At 71.7% G+C, this 18,691-nt stretch carries 10 protein-coding genes and 1 pseudogene; 7 read left to right on the top strand and 4 right to left on the bottom strand.

Features of this window, described 5'->3' with window-relative positions:
• Positions 1-80: 80 nt before the first annotated feature.
• Positions 81-1,283, bottom strand: a complete 1,203-nt coding sequence (locus tag LNK82_RS14975; protein ID WP_230567583.1) for a macrolide family glycosyltransferase — start codon at positions 1,281-1,283, stop codon at positions 81-83.
• Positions 1,284-1,716: 433 nt separating this feature from the next.
• On the opposite strand from LNK82_RS14975, the gene LNK82_RS14970 reads away from it, so the two are divergent.
• The gene (locus LNK82_RS14970) at positions 1,717-2,727 is read left to right on the top strand and encodes an ATP-binding cassette domain-containing protein (protein WP_230567582.1); all 1,011 of its coding nucleotides are present in this window, start codon (positions 1,717-1,719) and stop codon (positions 2,725-2,727) included.
• Complete coding sequence (locus LNK82_RS14965) at positions 2,720-3,493, top strand: ABC transporter permease (protein ID WP_230567581.1); 774 nt, start codon at positions 2,720-2,722, stop codon at positions 3,491-3,493. Before LNK82_RS14970 ends, LNK82_RS14965 begins: the two co-directional genes overlap by 8 nt.
• 81 nt (positions 3,494-3,574) lie before the next feature.
• Here the strand turns inward: LNK82_RS14965 and LNK82_RS14960 are convergent, their stop codons facing one another.
• Both LNK82_RS14960 and LNK82_RS14955 read right to left on the bottom strand, forming a co-directional pair.
• Positions 3,575-4,291: a class I SAM-dependent methyltransferase gene (locus LNK82_RS14960; protein ID WP_230567580.1), complete on the bottom strand. Its 717-nt coding sequence runs from the start codon at positions 4,289-4,291 to the stop codon at positions 3,575-3,577.
• A complete protein-coding gene (locus LNK82_RS14955) occupies positions 4,278-5,372 on the bottom strand; it encodes a DegT/DnrJ/EryC1/StrS family aminotransferase (RefSeq protein WP_230567579.1) in 1,095 nt (364 codons plus the stop codon). The genes LNK82_RS14960 and LNK82_RS14955 overlap by 14 nt, the downstream gene beginning before the upstream one ends.
• Positions 5,373-5,720: 348 nt before the next feature.
• On the opposite strand from LNK82_RS14955, the gene LNK82_RS14950 reads away from it, so the two are divergent.
• The 5 genes from LNK82_RS14950 to LNK82_RS14930 all read left to right on the top strand — a co-directional run bounded on the left by LNK82_RS14950 (position 5,721) and on the right by LNK82_RS14930 (position 13,307).
• The gene (locus tag LNK82_RS14950) at positions 5,721-7,196 is read left to right on the top strand and encodes an NDP-hexose 2,3-dehydratase family protein (protein WP_230567578.1); all 1,476 of its coding nucleotides are present in this window, start codon (positions 5,721-5,723) and stop codon (positions 7,194-7,196) included.
• A gap of 2 nt (positions 7,197-7,198) precedes the next feature.
• Positions 7,199-8,146 carry an aldo/keto reductase gene (locus LNK82_RS14945; protein ID WP_230567577.1) on the top strand — a complete coding sequence of 316 codons (948 nt, stop codon included), beginning with the start codon at positions 7,199-7,201 and terminating at the stop codon, positions 8,144-8,146.
• 219 nt (positions 8,147-8,365) lie between these two features.
• Complete coding sequence (locus LNK82_RS14940) at positions 8,366-9,157, top strand: ABC transporter ATP-binding protein (RefSeq protein WP_230567576.1); 792 nt, start codon at positions 8,366-8,368, stop codon at positions 9,155-9,157.
• Positions 9,157-11,694: an FtsX-like permease family protein gene (locus LNK82_RS14935; protein WP_230567575.1), complete on the top strand. Its 2,538-nt coding sequence runs from the start codon at positions 9,157-9,159 to the stop codon at positions 11,692-11,694. The genes LNK82_RS14940 and LNK82_RS14935 overlap by 1 nt, the downstream gene beginning before the upstream one ends.
• Positions 11,695-12,044: 350 nt before the next feature.
• Positions 12,045-13,307 (top strand): LLM class flavin-dependent oxidoreductase, encoded by a 1,263-nt coding sequence (locus tag LNK82_RS14930; RefSeq protein WP_230567574.1) that lies wholly within the window; start codon positions 12,045-12,047, stop codon positions 13,305-13,307.
• 306 nt (positions 13,308-13,613) lie between these two features.
• Here LNK82_RS14930 and LNK82_RS14925 read toward each other — a convergent pair.
• Positions 13,614-18,689, bottom strand: a pseudogene (locus LNK82_RS14925) (type I polyketide synthase); the annotation flags it as partial.
• Between the last annotated feature and the right edge of the window lie 2 nt (positions 18,690-18,691).

The following is an 18,691-nucleotide window of genomic DNA, read 5'->3' as shown; positions in this document are numbered from 1 at the left end:
GATGAGCTCCCCCCGCCAGCCCAGGTCAGTAGAATGGCACACCGGGCCGGATGCGGGGGAAGGTTGCGCCGAACGCCCGATCAGCCGTTGTCGACCAGGCGCTTCTCCAGCACGTCGGCCGCCAGCCTGCTGCCGCCCGACTCGCGCACGTGCCGCTGCATCTCGCGGGTGTTCGCCGCGATCTCCTCGTCGGCGGCCACCTCGGCGACCAGGTCCCGCAGCTCCTCCACCGACATGGTGCCGAAGGGCAGGATGCGGCCGACGCCCAGCTGCGTGATCCGCTTCGCGGTCGGTTGGTCGACCGGCGTCAACGGGATCATCACCATCGGCGTGCCCGTGTGGAGGGACTCCATGACGCTGCCGAGGCCGCCGTGGGTGACGAAGACGCTCGCGCGGTCGAGCACCTCCAGGTGCGGCAGCCAGCGGTGGATCTCGACGTTCGCGGGCAGCGGGCCGATCTCCTCCGGGTCGATGCCGTCGCCCACGGTCATGACCACGTGCCACGGCTCCGCCGCGAACGCGTCCGCGGCGACCCGGAAGAACTCCGGCATCTGGTTGAACACCGTGCCGAGGGACACCAGCACGACGGGCCGGTCGCCGGCGGGCGGCGTCCACTCGCCCAGGAACGGCCGGTCGTCCATCGACGGACCGACGAACGCGAAGCGCTCCTCGTCGAAGGTCTCCCCCGCGAACTGGAACGCCCGCGGCAGGTAGACGAGGTTGAACTCCTCGCCCGGCAGGACGAACTCCGCCACCGGCGTCTCGATCCCGAACGAGGCGATGACCTCGGCCATCGCGCCGAAGACGTCGCCCATCTCGTCGGGCACCTCGCTGACCACGCCGTCCTCGTCCTCCATCATCGCGTGGAGGTAGGAGAAGTGCTCGTTCGAGGCGAACACCGAGACGGACTGCAGGGCCGGCCGCTGCCACTTCAGGCCCAGGATCCGCCAGGCCAGCGGCGTGGCCGAGTCGGCGATGACCATGTCGGGCACGTCGTCGGCCAGGCCCTCCAGCGCCGCCCGGACCATCGCGCCGCTGTCCTCGACCAACGTGCGCGGCATGAACGACGCGTCGGAGTTGATGATGTCGAGGATGTCGACCTTGTCGTACTTCGAGTCGTACGGGAGCAGCGTGGCCCCGGAGGGCTTGACGACCTCTGCCATGCTCTCACCGGTGACGTAGGTGACCCGGTGACCGCGGCGAATCAGCTCGGCCACGACCGAGAGGTTCGGGAACACGTGACCGCGGTCGGGGATGCCGACGAACAGGAAATGGTGGGACATCGCTGAGGGTCCAATTCGGTAGGCGGGCTCATGTCTGAGGCGGGTACTGCCGACGGTATGAACCGCCGCCCCGTACGGACGGCCCCTAGCGGCCCCCTAATTCAACCCTTGTCGGGCGAAACCCCCCGTCGCACCCGGTGAGTGTTACCCGGCAATACACCCGTGCGGCGCACTCGCGAAAGCTCGCGTTCACCCCAATGGCCCCGGCACGGCTACTGCGAACGATAGGGGGCGCGAAGCGTGGGAAACAGCTGCCTGCGGGTGCGCCCTATGGCACAATCCCCGCAGATCAAGCGCCCGACGCGTCGTGGACGCCGCGATCGGCACCGCGTCCCGGCACCGGTGGTCGGTTTTCCGTGCGCCCCGGCCGTTGATCATTCAACCACCCACCACGAACGTCGCACCGCTCAACCGAACGAGGGGGACCACGGATATGGCCGATGACTTCGCGATCGAGGCGAACGGCCTGGTGAAATCGTACGGGTCGGTCCAAGTGCTCACCGGCGTCGACATCCGGGTCGCCCGGGGCAGCATCTTCTCGCTCCTCGGCCCCAACGGCGCGGGCAAGACGACGATGGTCCGCATCCTGTCGACCCTCGTGCGCCCCGACGGCGGCACGGCGCGCGTGGCCGGCCACGACCTGTTGACCGACCAGCGCAAGGTGCGCCGCGCCATCAGCCTGACCGGTCAGTCGGTCGCGCTGGACCAGCGGCAGACCGGCGAGGAGAACCTGCGCATGATGGCGCAGCTGTCGGGCCTGTCCGGCGCCCGCTCCCGCGCGCGGGCCAAGGAGCTGCTGGAGCAGTTCGACCTCGTCGAGGCCGGGACCCGCCGCGTGGGCACCTACTCCGGTGGCATGCGCCGCAGGCTCGACCTCGCGGCCGGCCTCGTCGGCCAACCGTCCATCGTGTTCCTGGACGAGCCGACGACGGGCCTGGACCCGCGCAGCCGCCGCATGATGTGGGAGGTCATCAGCGGTCTGACCGCCGCCGGCGTGACGATCTTCCTCACCACGCAGTACCTGGAGGAGGCCGACGAGCTGGCCGACCACGTCGCGCTGCTCGACGGCGGGCGCGTGGTGGCCGAGGGCACGCCGACGGAGCTGAAGGAGCGGGTGGCCGAGCAGCGGCTGGACGTCACGTTCGTCGACGACGCCGCGTTCCGCGCCGCCCTGGGCTTCCTCGGCGAGCGAGCCGTGCACCGCGAGGAGTCCCGCCGCACGATCGGCATCGCGACCGACGGCACGGCGGCGCACATGCGGGCGCTGCTGGACGAGATCGACGCGGACCGCACCGCGGTCACGCAGTTCGAGGTGCACAGCGCGACGCTGGACGACGTGTTCCTCGCGCTCACCGGGCGTGCCGCGACCCGGGCCGAGGACCAGACCGGGAAGGCCGACGGCGACGCCGAGGCCAAGCACGAGAAGGAGATCTCCGGTGTCTGACACCGCCACCCCGCCGTCGCGCCTCGGCCAGTGGCCCGCGATGAGCAGCCGGGCAACCCGGCTCGCGCTGCGCGACCTGGACGCGCTGCTGACCACCTGGATCCTGCCGATCGCGATCATGGTGCTGTTCATGTCGCTGTTCGCGGGCGCCATCCAGACCGGCACCGACTACATCCTCTACCTCACCCCCGGCATCCTGCTGACCTGCGCGGGCTTCGGCGCCGCCACCACCGCGGTCACCGTCAACAACGACATGACCGGCGGCATCGTGGACCGCTTCCGGTCCATGGACATCAGCGGCGCGCCGGTGATCGCCGGTCACGTCCTGGTCGGCACGGTCCGCACGATCGTCACGCTCATCCCGGTGGTCGGCGTCGCGCTGCTCTACGGGTTCCGGTCCGAGGCGACCGCGCTCGAGATCCTCAGCGCGGTCGGCATCATCGCGCTGTTCATCTTCGCGATGGCGTGGTTGGCCGCGTCGGTCGGCGTGCTGGCCAGGTCGAGCGAGGCCGCGAACGCGTTCACCTTCGTGGTCGTGTTCCTGCCCTACCCGAGCAGCGCGTACGTGCCGATCCACACCATGCCGGGCTGGTTGCAGCCGTTCGCGGAGTACCAGCCGGTGACGCCGGTCATCGAGACCATCCGCGGCCTGCTGCTCGGCACGCCGGTGGGTGACAACCCGCTGCTGGCGATCATCTGGTGCGTGGGCATCGCCGCCGCCGGCATCGTGTTCTGCACGGTGATGTTCCGCCGTCGCACGGCCTGACCGGAGGACCGCGAAAGCCCGGCTGGGAATCGTCCCAGCCGGGCTTTTCGTCCACAAGGGACGTCCGGGGTGGACGCCGGGTCAGAGCGGCCTGGTGCCCACGAACAGCCCGCGTGCCGCGTGGCCGCCGCCCTCGACGTACTCCACCGGGCAGCCGGCGTCGGCGAACGCGGCCTCGTACTCCGCCTTCGTGTAGAGCCCCAGGCTCTGGCGGTCGGTGAAGTAGCGGATGTTGTCGCCTTCGGCGTCGCTGACCAGGTAGTGCATCTCCACCACGCTGCGCGCCTTGACGGTCTTCCACCGGCCCATCCGCGACACCACGACCCCGTTGTGCTCGAACGTCGCGGTGACCAGCTCGCCGCCGTTCCAGTGCTCGGCGAGGATCCACGGTTCCACGACCAGGACGCCCTTGGGCGACAGGTGCCGCACCATGTTCTCGGCCGCCGCGCGCAGCCCGGCCAGGCCGGGCAGGTAGCCGACGGAGCTGTACATCGAGCACACCGCGTCGAACTCGCGGTCCAGCGCGACGTCCCGCATGTCACCGCAGTGGATCGGCACGTCCGGCAGCTTCGCCCGGGCGTGCTCCACCATGGCCGCGGACAGGTCCACGCCCACCACGTCGAACTGCTCGGCGAGGTGGACCAGGTGCGAGCCCGTGCCGCAGCCCAGGTCCAGCAACGTGGTCGCGTGTGGGCAGCGGTCCAGCACGAGGCCGCGGATCACGTCCGCTTCCGCCCGGTAGTCCTTGTGCGCCTGGTAGATCGCGTCGTAGGCGTCGGCGAACTCAGCGTCGTACACGGGATCCCCGTTCGGTGACGACGGCGCGGATGATCGCGGCGATGCCGATGATCTCCTCCTCGCCGATGGACGTGCCGGTCGGCAGCGCCAGCACCCGCTCGGCCAAGGCCTCCGAGTGCGGCAGCGGCAGGGGTGCGTGCACCTCGGGCGCCTGCTTGTAAGGCTCGATCTGGTGGCACGCGGGGTGGAAGTAGCGGCGCGCCATGACGTTGCGGGCGTGCAGCTCGTCGCACATCTCGTCGCGCGACAGCCCGGCGACCGCGCCGTCGACCTCGATCACCAGGTACTGGTTGTTCGACCGCTCGTCCGGCGCCTGCTCCCGCACCGTCACGCCCGGCACGTCGGCCAGCTCCCTGAGGTACAGCTCGTAGTTGAGCAGGTTGTGCTTGATGATCTCGTCCATCACCTCCAGCGAGGTGAGGCCCATGGCGGCGACGCCCTCGTTCATCTTCCCGTTGGTGCCGTGGGAGACGACGTCGCGGTCCGGGTCGATGCCGAAGTTGCGCATGGCGCGGATCCGCGCGGCCAGCTCGGGGTCGTTGGTCACCACCGCGCCGCCCTCGAAGCTGTTGAGGAACTTCGTGGCGTGGAAGCTCAGCACCTCGGCCGCGCCGAACCCTCCCAGCGGCACGCCGCCGTAGGTCGAGCCCAGGCCGTGGGCCGCGTCGAAGATCAGCGGGATGCCGTGCCGCTCGGCGATCGCGGTCAGCTCGGCGATGGGGCACGGCCGGCCGAACACGTGCACGGCGACGATCCCCTTGGTGCTCGGGGTGATCACCCGCTCCAGGTGCTCGGGGTCGATGTTGCCGGTCCCCTGGTCGATGTCGCAGAACACCGGGACGACGCCGATCCAGCTCAGCGCGTGCGCGGTGGCCACCCAGGTGAACGACGGCACGATCACCTCGTCACCCGGCCCGATGCCGCACGCCCTGGCGGCGAGCTGGATGCCGACCGTCGCGTTGACCACGGCCACGCAGTGATCCGCGCCGGTCACCTCGACCAGTCGCTGCTCGAACTCGCGGACCAGGGGACCGTCGGTCAGCCACAGCCTGTCCAGTGCCTCGTTGAGGAGCTCGAACAAGCGAGACCGTTCACCCACGTTCGGGCGCCCCACGTGCAGCGGGCTGCTGAAAAGAGGCTCGTCAGGCATTCCTGCATGGTGCGGGCCGGTCGACCGCCCCTTCAACCCCTACGGAACACCGGCCACCCCTCGGCCGCCCCTTACGGAACCCGGGCGCACCCCCCGACCTCACCCTTAGGTTCCGCGCCGGCCTTGATTCCACCGCGCCGAGGCAACACGATCGAGCGGGTCGACCGCGTCGACCCGTCCCTCCACTCTACCCGGTCACGCGGCACCGTCGACCCTTTCCAGCGCCGGTCCGCCCTTCCCGACCGCGCCGGCCCGCTCACGAGCCACAGGAAGTGCCCAGTGTCCGAAACCACGGCGGCACGAGCCGTCCTGCTGCGCACCACGGATGAGACGACACCCGTGCGCATCGCCGAGTCGGTCCTCGCCGACTCCGGTTCCGAGATGTCGCTGCCCGAGTTCCTCCAGTGGTTCGCCGAGAGACTGGCCACCGACGGCAGCGTCATCGAGAAGATCCCGCTGCGCGACCTGAAGGGGTGGCGGACCGACCCGGACACCGGGAACCTGGTCCACGACAGCGGCAAGTTCTTCGTGGTGGAGGGCCTGTCGGTGCGGATCGAGGGCGCCGCCGTGCCCGCGTGGACCCAGCCCATCATCAACCAGCCGGAGATCGGCATCCTGGGCATCCTGGTCAAGGAGTTCAACGGGGTGCTGCACTGCCTGATGCAGGCCAAGATGGAGCCCGGGAACTGCAACACCTTGCAGCTGTCCCCCACCGTGCAGGCGACCAAGAGCAACTACACGCGGGTGCACAAGGGCGCCCCGGTGCCGTACCTGGACTACTTCACCGACACCGACCGCAACCACGTGCTGGCGGACGTGCTGCAGTCCGAGCAGGGTTCCTGGTACTACCGCAAGCGGAACCGGAACATCATCGTCGAGACCACCGACGACGTCGAGCTGCTCGACGGGTTCTGCTGGCTGACGATCGGCCAGCTGCACCACCTGTTCGAGATCGACAACCTGGTCAACATGGACTCCCGCACGGTGCTGTCCTGCCTGCCGTTCTCCGGTGACCGGCTGACCGACGCGTTCTCGGCCGCGGCCGGCGCGGTGCGGCTCGACGTGCTGCGGTCGTGCAGCGACGACGAGGGCAGCCTGCACACCACCGGCGAGATCCTGAGCTGGATCACCGGCGCGCGGACCCGGCACGACGTGACCACCCAGCGCATCCCGCTGGACCAGGTCGAGCACTGGGTGCGCACGGACGAGCGGATCTCGCACGAGAGCGGGCTGTTCTTCAACGTCGTCGGCGTCGACACGGTCGCGGGCAACCGCGAGGTGCGCAGCTGGACCCAGCCGATGATCGAGCCCACCGACGTCGGCGTGGTGGCGTTCCTCGCCAAGCCGATCAACGGCGTGCTGCACGTGCTGGTGAACGCGCGGGTGGAACCGGGCTACCTCGACGTGGTCGAGCTGGGTCCGACGGTGCAGGGCATGCCGAGCAACTACGCCGCGCTGCCCGACGCCGCGCGCCCGCCGTTCCTGGACGAGGTGCTCGACGCGCCGGCGGAACGGGTGCGGTTCGAGACGGTCCTGTCCGAGGAGGGTGGGCGGTTCTTCAACGCGCAGACCCGCTACACCGTGGTCGAGGTCGACTTGGACGTGCCGCCGGAGCTGGCGGACGACTACCGCTGGATGACGCTGCACCAGCTGGTGAGCCTGCTGCGGCACGGGCACTACGTCAACGTGCAGGCGCGCAGCCTGATCGCCTGCCTGCACAGCACGTTCGGCGCGTCGAACTGGGACGAGGGGTGACGGTGCAGCACGTCAGGCTCGGCCGCACGGCGCTGAAGGTGAGCAGGCTGTGCCTCGGCACGCTCAACTTCGGCGTGCGCACCACCCGCGAAGAGGGCTTCGAGATCATGGACGCCGCGCTCGACCGCGGCGTGAACTTCTTCGACACCGCCAACAACTACGGCTGGCAGGTCCACAAGGGATTCACCGAGGAGCTGATCGGCGAGTGGTTCGCCCGTGACGGCGGCCGGCGGGACAAGGTGGTGCTGGGCACGAAGGTGTGCCAGCCGATGAGCGACCGGCCCAACGACCAGGGGTTGTCCGCGCGGCACATCATCGCCTCCTGCGACGCGTCGCTGCGCCGGTTGCGCACCGACTGGATCGACCTGTTCCAGTTGCACGACATGGACTTCACCGCGCCGTGGGACGAGGTGTGGGGCGCGTTGGAGGTGCTGATCGGGCAGGGCAAGGTCCGCTACGTCGGCACGTCCAACTTCGCCGCCTGGTACCTGGTGTCGGCGCAGGAAGCGGCGGTGCGGCGCGGGAACCTCGGCGTCGTGTCCGAGCAGTGCGTCTACAACCTGGTCCGGCGCGGCGCGGAGGCCGAGCTGATCCCGGCGACCACCGCTTACGGCGTCGGGGTGTTCGCGTGGTCGCCGCTGCACGGCGGTCTGCTGGGCGGCGCGGTGCGCAAGCTCGCGGACGGCACCGCGGTCAAGACGGCGCAGGGCCGGGCCGAGGTCGAGATGCGCACGCAGCGGGACCGGATCAGCGAGTACGAGAAGCTCTGCGCCGAGCTCGGCGCGGACCCGGCCGAGGTGGCGCTGTCCTGGGTGCTGACCAGGCCGGGGATCACCGGCGCGGTCATCGGCCCGCGCACCCTGGACCACCTGGCCTCGGCCGAACGCGCGCTGGGCGCGCCGCTCGACGACGAGGTGTCGGGAAAGCTCGATGAGCTGTTCCCGGCGTGAGCGCCGAGGACCGCGACCACCGGGAAAACCGCAGGAACGCCGGACCGGCCGACCCCCCGGCGGTCTTGGTGTCAGCGCCAGCGACCAGGGGTGAGGCTAGCCCTACCCACCGGCTCAGGGCGCGCCCCATTCCAACGGAGCGCCAACCGCTCGTAGTGTCGCTGCCAGATGCGATGCGGCACGACGAACGGCGCTGACGAACCTTTGAGGAGTCACGAAGTGGAAACCCAGAAATCCTCGAGCACGGCGATTGTCCGGCTGGATTCCGTGCGCAAGGTCTACGGCAAAGGTGCGAACAGCGTCACCGCGCTGGCCGATCTCTCGCTCGAATTCGAGAAGGGCACCTTCACCGCCGTCATGGGCCCGTCCGGGTCGGGCAAGAGCACGATGCTGCACTGCGCGGCCGGGCTCGACCAGCCCACCTCCGGCACGGTCGTGCTGGACGGCGTCGACCTCGGCAAGCTGAACGAGAAGAAGTTGACGCTGCTGCGCCGCCGGCGCATCGGGTTCATCTTCCAGTCGCTCAACCTGCTGCCCGCGCTGACCGCCGAGCAGAACGTGACGCTGCCGCTGCAGCTGGCCGGTACCAAGCCGGACCGCGCCGCGGTGGAGGACGCCCTGGCGCAGGTCGGTCTCGCGGACCGCCGCCACCACCGGCCGACCGAGCTGTCGGGTGGTCAGCAGCAGCGCGTCGCCGTCGCGCGCGCCCTCATCACCCGCCCTGCCGTGATCTTCGCCGACGAGCCGACCGGCGCGTTGGACACCCGCTCCGGCCGCAGCGTGCTGACCCTGCTGCGCAACGCCGTGCGCAACCACCAGCACACCATCGTCATGGTCACGCACGACCCGTCCGCCGCTTCCTACGCCGACCGCGTCGTGTTCCTCGCGGACGGCCAGATCGACAGCGAGCTGCGCAACCCCACCGCCGAGACCGTCGCCGAGCGCATGACGATGCTCGGCGCCTGGGCCGACAAGGACGCCGTCGGGTCGAGCGCGTTCGGGGGTGCCTGATGCTGCGCCTCGCCCTGCTGACGCTGCGGCACCGCTGGGCCGGGTTCGTGGCGACGTTCGTCGGCATGTTCCTGTGCGCGGCGATGATGATCGCGGCGGGTGGTCTGCTGGAGACCACCATGCTCAACGCCATCCCCGCCGAACGGCTGGCCGCCGCGCCGGTCGTGGTGACCGGGGATCAGAGGTTCGGCGCGACCGGCTCGTTCAGCGAGCGCATCCGGCTCGACGAGGACCTGGTCGACACGGTGGCGGCCGTCCCGGGTGTCGCCGAAGCGGTGCCGGACCGCGGTTTCCCGGTCCTGCCGCTGGGCACCACCCCGCCGAGCGGCACGCCGCTGGCCACCACCGGCCACGACTGGGACACCGCGAAGCTGCGCCCGTACTCGCTCAGCGAGGGCGCCGCGCCCACCGCGGGCCAGGTCGTGCTCGACCCGATCGCGCAGCAGCAGTCCGGCGCGAAGGTCGGCGAGCCGGTCACGCTGTCCATCGCGGGCGGTGTCGAGCAGTTCGAGGTCGCCGGCATCGCGAGCGGTCCGGGCGCGAACAACTCGGCGACCGTCTTCTTCACCGGCGACGACGCGCGCCGGTTCGTGACCGACACGTCGAAGGTCGACGCGATCGCCGTGCTGCCCGAGCCGGGCACGGACACGGCGGCGCTCGCCCAGCGGATCACCGACGCGGTCGCGGGCAAGCAGGCGACCGTGCTGACCGGTGACCAGCGCGGTCACGCCGAGTACCCGGTCGCGTTGGAGTCCGACGACCTGCTGCTGATCTCGTTGATGCTGGCCAGCGTCGCCTTCCTGGTGTCGCTGCTGGGCATCGCGGTGACGCTCACCCTGGCGCTGCAGAACCGCCACCGCGAGCTCGCGCTGATGCGCGCGGTCGGCGCGACGCCGGGTCAGCTGCGGCGGATGGTGCTCGGCGAGACGATCGCGGTCGCGCTGGTCGCCTCCGCGCTGGCCGTCGCGCCGGGCGTCCTGCTGGGTCGCTGGCTGTTCAGCCGGGTCGTGGACGCGGAGATCGCGCCCAAGATGATGGCGTTCCACCTCGGCTGGATCCCGACCGTCGCCGCGGTGGCGACCGCCCTGGTCACGGCCGTGGGCGCGGGGCTGGTGGCCGGTCGGCGGGCGACCAAGACGCGGCCGATCGAGGCGCTCGGCGACCTCGCCGCCCAGCGCACCCGCGCCGGGTGGGTCCGGCGGGGCCTGGCCATCCTGTGCGTGATCTACTCCGGTGGCCTGGTCTTCGTCACGTTCAACTTCGTCAGCGGCCCGTTCGTGGCCGGACCGGCGACCTGGTCGTCGATCCTGCTGGCGATCGCGTTGCTGCTGCTGGGCCCGGACGTCTCGCGGCTCATGGTCGCCGTGCTCGGTCCGCTGCTGCGCGCGCTGTCGGGGTTCTCGGGCACGCTGGCCACGCTCAACGCGCGGGCCCGGCCCGCTCAGGTGGCCGCCGTGATCACGCCGTTGATCCTGCTGGTCTCCGTGGGCACCGGCAGCCTGTACGTGAACACGACCGAGCAGAGCACGGTGGGCAAGTACACCGAGGGCTTCGGCGCCAACACGATCCTGCGGTCGGGACCGGACGGGTTCGCGCCCTCCGTGTTGGAGGAGGTCCGGGCGGTGCCGGGGGTCGGCACGGCGTCGGAGTTCCTGGTGAGCAACGGGTTCATCACCTCGCCGGCCGACGCGTGGGCCGGTCAGCAGAGCCTCGGCGGCTGGCAGCTGAAGGGCTTGACGGCGGACGCCGCGCAGCAGGTCACCACGACCACGGTGGCGCAGGGCTCGCTGGCGGACCTGGAGGGCGATTCGGTGTCGCTCAACGAGGGTCACGCGCAGGCCATGGGTGTGAAGGTCGGTGACTCGATCACGATGCGCCTCGGTGACGGCGCGGAGGTCGACCTGCGGGTCGTCGCGCTGCACGCCGAGGACGAGGACTTCACCTCGATCATCCTGCCCGCCCGGTTGCTCGCCGACCACACCACGTCCGGCCTGCCCAACCACATCGTGGCGGCGCCGGCGGCCGGCACGGACGCGGCGCAGCTGACCGCGGCGGTGGAGGCGGTGACGGCGGCCCACCCGGGCAGCCACGTGGTGAACCGGGAGCAGCTGAACGAGGCGTTCGAGAACTACCTCGACGCGATGGCCACGATCAACTACCTGTTCCTGACCATCCTGCTCGGCTTCATCGCGATCTCGGTGATCAACACGTTGGCGCTGTCGGTCGGCAGGCGGCGTCGTGAGTTCGGGTTGCAGCGGCTCACCGGCGCGACCCGCGGCCAGGTGATGAGGATGACGATGCTGGAGGGCGTGCTGGTGGCGCTCATCGGCATCGTGCTCGGCAGCCTCATCGCGCCGACGACGATCGTGTCGTTCAGCCTGGCGCGGACGGGTTCGCCGTTCCCGGTCGGCCCGGTGTGGATGTACTTCGCCGTGATCGGGGCGGCATTCGTGCTCGTGCTCGCCGCGACGTTCACGTTCGCGATGCGTGCGACGAAGGGTCGACCCTTGGAGGCCGCACTGCCAGAGGGCGACTAGCAGCACCCCGTCAGCGCCGCGTCCGCTCAGGCCCCGCGACTCCCGGTTGGGAGGTCGTGGGGCCTGAGTGTTGTGGGGGTCGGGGCTGTTTGGTGGTCTGGTCGGGGCTGTGGGGGTGCGAAAGCCAGGTCAAATCGGGCCTCCGCGGGGTGGTTTCGGGTCCGTTGAGGGCGGGTTGGGGTCAGCGGCCTCGGCGGGGCGGGGTTTCCTGCTATCCCCTAGGCACCCCTAACTGTGGGAATGTCCGAGAGACCGGGCTGGTAATGGTTGCCTGTTGGCCTTGGGCGGCCGAATACTTCGGGGCGAAGCGAGCGGACGACACGGGGTTTCCCGACGAAATGGGGATGGTCATGCGATTTGGGCTCCTGTATCACCACCAGCTTCCCCGGCCGTGGGCCGAGGACAGTGAAGAGCGGATGCTCAACGAGTCGCTGGACCAAATCACGTTGGCCGACCGGCTCGGTTTCGACTACGCCTGGGAAACAGAGCACCACTTCATGGACGAGTACTCGCACTCGTCCGCGCCCGAGGTGGTCCTGGCCGCCGCGGCGGCGCGGACCAAGCGGATTCGGCTGGCGCACGGGATCGTGTCCCTTCCCCCCGGTGTCAACCACCCCGTGCGGGTGGCGGAACGACTGGCCACGTTGGACCTGATCTCCGGTGGCCGGGTCGACTTCGGCACCGGGCAGGGCAGCACGCAGTTGGAGCTGGAGGCGTTCGGCGTCAACCGGGAGACCAAGCGCGAGCAGTGGGAGGAGGCCGTCGAGGTCATCACCCGCCTGCTCACCGAGACCCCGTTCACCGGGCACAACGGCCGGTTCATCGACCTGCCGCCCCGCAACGTCCTGCCCAAGCCCAAGCAGAAGCCGCACCCCCCGATGTGGGTGGCGTGCAGCAGCCCGCAGACCGTGGAGACCGCGGCCCGCAACGGCATGGGCGCGTTGTCGTTCGCCTTCATCTCGCCCGAGCAGGCCAAGGAACGGGTCGACGCCTACTACGAGACGCTGGCCTCCGACGAGTGCCTGCCGATGGGCTTCTCGGTGAACCCGAACTTCGCGCTGGTGCTGCCGTTCATGTGCCACCAGGACGAGCAGGTAGCCCTCGACCGCGGCCTGGACGGCGCCTACTTCTTCGCCTACTCGTTCATGCACTACTACGTGAACGGCAAGCACCGCCCCGGCGTCACCGACGTCACGGCGGACTTCGAGCGGATGCGCCACCAGTTGGGGTTCGTGCGCGACCTGGGCGACTCCGCGCTCGCCGCGATGGACCCGAAGACGCGCGCGGAACGCGCCGCCCTGCGCCGCGGCATCGGCACGCCGGAGCAACTCGCCGAGGTCATCCGCGCCTACGAGGACGCGGGCGTGGACCAGATCATCTTCCAGGCGCAGATCGGGGCCAACAAGCACGAGCACGTCTGCGAGGCCCTGGAACTGTTCGCCGCCGAGGTCATGCCGGAGTTCGAAGCGCGCCGCGAGGAGCGGGACGCGGCCAAGCAGCGCCGCCTCGAAGTGCCGATCAAGGAAGCCCTGGCCCGCAAACCCCACCGCTCGGTCGACGTGTCCGACTACGTGACCAAGGCCGAACGTCCAGAGCTCGCCCCCCGACGCTAAACCCACCAAACCAACCCGGAACCACCGCCCACTACACACGACCACAACGGACCCGCCACACCACCGCAGAGGCCCGATTTTACATGGGGTTCGGGTGCTTTAGGCTGGTCGAAGCCGGCAGGCCTGGCGGGACGCTCTTCCCCGCCGGGCCTGCCGGCTTTGGCCTGCCTGGAGTGCCCGTAAGGGGCCCCATGTCAAATCGAGCCGGGCTGAACCACCGAACCACCAACCACCGACGACCGACCACCGAACCACCGGTCAGCCGCGGAGGTCCCGATCCAGCCGGGACCTCCCCCGTGCCACCGATCAGCCGCTGAGCTCCCGGTCCAGGATGTCGAACAGCTCATCAGCCGTGGCGTCGTCGAGGCTCGCGGGAACCTCCTCCACCGGCGGGGCCAGTTCGTCACGCAGGTGCCTGGCCAGGGCGATCGGGGTCGGCTGGTCGAAGATCAGGGTCGGCGGCAGGCGGTGGCCGGTGGCCTCGGCCAGCCGGTTGCGCAGCTCCAACGCGGTGAGCGAGTCGAAACCGAGGTCGAGGAATCCGCTCGCGGCGGCCACCGCGGCGGTCCGCTCATGCCCCAGCACCGCCGCCGCGTGCGTGCGGACCAGGTCGAGCAGCACGCGTTCCCGCTCGGCCTCGGTCAGCCCGGCCAGCTTCGCGACCAGCGCCGCACCACCGACCGCGACCGGTTCCCGGCGGGCCGGACGGCGCGCCAGGTCGCGCAGCACCGCGGGCACCTCGTCGGTCCGGCGCCGCAACGCGGGCAGGTCCACCCGCAACGCCACGGACCTCGCCCGGTCCTCGCCCACCGACGCGTCGAGCAGCGCGAGCCCTTCCTCGACCGACAACGGCGGCAGGCCCTGCCGTCGCATCCGCTCCAAGTCGGCCTCGGCCAAGTCACCGCTCAGCCCGGTGCCGACGGCCCACAGTCCGAACGCGACGGACGTCGCAGGCAGCCCGGCCGCACGGCGGTGCTCGGCGAGCGCGTCCAGGAACACGTTGGCCGCGGCGTAACCAGCCTGCCCGGACGCCAGCACCAGACCACCGGCGGACGAGAACAGCACGAACGCCGCCACGTCACCCGCGAGCTCGTGCAGGTGCCACGCCGCGTCGGCCTTCGCCCGCAACGTGCGGTCCACCTGCTCGTCGGTGATCGCACCCACCAAAGCGTTCTCGGCGACACCGGCGGCGTGCACGACGGCGGCGGGCGGGTGGTCGGCCAGCAACGCCGCCACCGCGCCACGGTCCGACACGTCGCACGCGGCGATGGTGACCTCGGCGCCCAGCCCGGTGAGCTCGTCGCGCAACGCGTCCGCGCCCGGCGCCGCCGCACCCCTCCTGCTCACCAGCACCAGCCGTCGCACACCGTGCTCGGCGACCAGGTGACGGGCGACGAGCGCGCCGAGACCACCGGTGCCACCGGTGATCAGCACGGTGCCGTCCACGGGCCACCGCACGGCCGAGCCGGTCGCCTGGACCAGCCGGGGCACCAGGATCTCGTTGCCCCGCAACGCGATCTCCGGCTCACCGGTCGCCACGGCCGCCGCGAGGGAAGCGTCGGCACGATCGACGTCCACCACCGTGAACCGGCCGGGGTGCTCGGCCTGCGCGGCGCGCACCACGCCCCACACCGGAGCCAGCCGCACGTCCACCGACTCGCCTTCGGCCGTGGCGACCGCACCGCGGGTCACCACCACCAGCCTGCCCGGACGGTCGTCCGCGACCCAGGACCGAACGGCGGCGAGCACATCGCCCACGGCCGCGCGCACGGCGTCGGGGACGGCCAACCCGTCCGGCGCCACGCACTCGTGCACGGTGAACGGCTCGCCGAGCTCGCCCGCGGGCGCGGTCCGCCACTCGACGCCGAACAGCGAGCCGCCGAACTCCCGCGCCACCGGCCGGGACAGCAGGGCGGCCACCGACAGCACCGGCCGGCCCGACGAGTCGGCCGCGTCGACCGCCACCAGGTCGTCGGCCTGCCGCCGCAACCGGACGCGCAGCTCCGCGGCACCGTGGACGTGCGGCGTCACGCCGGTCCACGTGAACGGCAGGAGCGTGGCGCCGGTGTCCTGCAGCACGTCGGCGTGCAGGGCCGCGTCGAGCAGGGCGGGGTGCACCACGAACCCGGCTCCCCGCTGGGCCTGCTCCGGCAACGCCACCTCGGCGAACACCTCGTCGCCACGCCGCCACGCGGCCCGCAGGCCCTGGAACGCCGGGCCGTAGTCGTACCCGCGCTCGGCCATCCGCTCGTACGCGTCGTCCGTGTCGAGGGGGGTGGCGCCGGCGGGCGGCCACTCGGCGGGAGGCTCCCACGCGGGCTCGGTAGCGGCGGTGAGCACGCCGTCCGCGTGCGACGTCCACGACGCCTCGGCGTCACCGGCGGGACGCGAGTACACGCGGACGCGACGGTGGCCGTCCTCGTGCGGCGGGTCCACGACCACCTGGATCGCGAGAACGCCGGTGAGCACGAGCGGCGCGGTGAGGACCAGTTCCTCCAACGCGTCGCACCCGACGTGGCCGCCCGCGCTCAGCGCCAGCTCCACGAACGCCGTGCCGGGCAGCAGCACCCGGCCGTTGACGGCGTGGTCGGCGAGCCACTGGTGGCCGCGCGGGTCGAGGCGACCGGTCAGCACGACGCCGTCGTCCGCCAAGGGCACCACGGCGGACAGCAACGGGTGCCCGGCGCTGAGCTGGCCGTGCGCCCGCGCGTCGGAGTCCTGCCCGACCTCGGCCTGCGACCAGAAGCGGCGGCGCTGGAAGGCGTAGGTGGGCAGCGGGACGCGGCGGGCGCCGCTGTCGGCGAAGAACGCGGCCCAGTCGGGGGCGGCACCGCGGCCGACAGCCGTGGCCAGCGCGGCGAGCACACCGCGCGGCCCGTCGTGGCCCCGGCGCGCGGCGGCGCGGAACACCACCTCGGGGTCCGCCAGGGACTCCTCCCCCAGCGCGGACAGGACCGTGTCCGGGCCCAGCTCCACGAACGTCCGCACGCCGTCGGCGGCCATCGCGCGCACCGCGTCGTCGAAGCGCACGGCGTCGCGCACGTGCCGGACCCAGTGCTCCGGCGAGCACAGCACGTCCGCGCCGGCCTTCTGCCCGGTGGTCATCGACACCACCGGCAGCGTCGGCGGGTGGTAGGTCAGCCCGGCCGCGACCTCCCGGAACCGCGCGAGCACCGGTTCCATCAGCGGCGAGTGGAACGCGTGCGAGACCCGCAGGCGCTTGGCCCGGGGGAACCGGGAGGCCAGCTCCAGCACGGCGGACTCGACGCCGGAGAGCACCACCGCGTCGGGACCGTTGACCGCGGCGATGTCCACCTCGTCGGTCAGCAGGGGGCGCACCTCGTGCTCGCCCGCCCGCACCGCGACCATCGCGCCGCCCTCGGGCAGCTCCCGCATGAGCCGACCGCGCGCGGCGACCAGGGTGGACGCGTCCTCCAACGACAGCACACCGGCGACGTGCGCGGCGGCCAGCTCGCCGATCGAGTGGCCGGCGACCGCGGTCGGCCGCACGCCCCACGACTCGACCAGCCGGTACAGCGCGACCTCGAACGCGAACAGCGCGGGCTGCGCGAAGTCGGTGCGGTCCAGCAGCCCGGCGTCCTCGCCCCACACGACCTCGCGCAGCGGCCGGTCGAGGTGGGGGGCCAGCGCGGCGAGCACGGCGTCGAACGCGGCGGCGAACGCCGGGAACGCCGCGTGCAGGTCGCGTCCCATGCCGAGCCGCTGCGCGCCCTGGCCGGTGAACAACACCGCCGGGGCGCGGTTGCGGCCGTGGTCGACGACGGCGTCCGCGTGCGGTCGACTGGCCACGACTGCGGCCAACGCCGAGCGCGCCTCGTCGTGGTCGGCGGCGAGCACCACCGCGCGGTGGTCGAACAACGTGCGGGTCGTCGCCTGGGAGAACGCGAGGTCGACCACGCGGGCGTCCGGCCGGGCGTCGATCCGGGCCAGCAGGGCGGCGGCCTGGCCGCGCAGCGCTTCCGGCGTCTTCGCGGACACGACCAGCGGCCACACCGCACGCGGGGGCTCGACGATGTCAGCGGCGTCCTCGGCGGGCGCCTGCTCCAGGATCACGTGCGCGTTGGTGCCGCTCATGCCGAACGACGACACGCCTGCGCGGCGCGTGCCACCGTGCTCCGGCCACGGCCGCGCCTCGGTGAGCAGCTCCACGGCGCCGGCGGACCAGTCCACGTGCGGCGTCGGCTCGTCGACGTGCAGCGTGCGCGGCAGCACGCCGTGCCGCATCGCCTGGACGACCTTGATCACGCCGCCGACGCCCGCGGCGGCCTGGGTGTGCCCCAGGTTCGACTTGATCGAGCCGAGCCACAGGGGCGCGCGGTCGGCGGGCCGGTCCCGGCCGTAGGTGGCCAGCAGCGCCTGCGCCTCGATCGGGTCGCCCAGCACGGTCCCGGTGCCGTGCGCCTCGACCACGTCCACGTCGGCCAGGGTGAGGCCGGCCGCGGCGACCGCCTGCTTGATCACCCGCTGCTGCGCCGGGCCGTTCGGCGTGGTCAGCCCGCTGGACGCGCCGTCGGAGTTGACCGCGCTGCCGCGCACCACCGCGAGCACCGGGTGGCCGTTGCGCCGGGCGTCGGACAGCCGCTCCAGCAGCAGCACGCCCACGCCCTCCGAGCAGCCGGTGCCGTCGGCGGCGGCGGAGAACGACTTGCACCGGCCGTCGCGGGCCAGGCCGCGCTGGACGTTGAAGTAGACGAACATGTCCGGGGTCGCCATCACCGTGACCCCGCCGGCGAGCGCGAGCCCGCACTCCCCCGACCGCAGCGCCTGCACCGCCGAGTGCAGGGCCACCAGGGACGAGGAGCAGGCGGTGTCGACCGTGACGGCGGGGCCCTCGAGCCCGAGCGAGAACGCGACCCGCCCGGTGACCAGGCTGCCGTCGCTCGTGCCGAACCCGTAGTCGTGGTACATCACGCCGGCGAACACGCCCGTGCGGCTGCCCCGCAGGGAGCGCGGGTCGATGCCCGCGCTCTCGATCGCCTCCCACGACGTCTCCAGCAGGAGCCGCTGCTGCGGGTCCACGCCGATCGCCTCGCGCGGGCTGATGCCGAAGAAGTCGGCGTCGAAGTCGGCGGCGTCGTGCAGGAAGCCGCCCTCCCGCGCGATGCTGCGGCCCGGCGCGCCCGGTTCGGGGTCGTACAGGCCGTCCAGGTCCCACCCGCGGTCGGTGGGGAACCCGGTCACCCCGTCGCGGCCCTCGTCGACCAGGCGCCACAGCTCGTCCGGGGATGTCACGCCGCCCGGGTAGCGGCACGCCATGCCGACCACGGCGATCGGCTCGGTGGCCGCCGCGGCGAGCCGCGCGTTCTGCTGTCGCAGGCGCTCGTTGTCCAGCATGGACTTGCGCAGCGCCTCGACGATCCGCT

It is taken from the genome of Saccharothrix luteola (assembly GCF_020859565.1).
Classification (GTDB): Bacteria; Actinomycetota; Actinomycetes; order Mycobacteriales; family Pseudonocardiaceae; genus Actinosynnema; species Actinosynnema luteola.
This window is presented reverse-complemented; position numbering and strand designations above follow the sequence as displayed.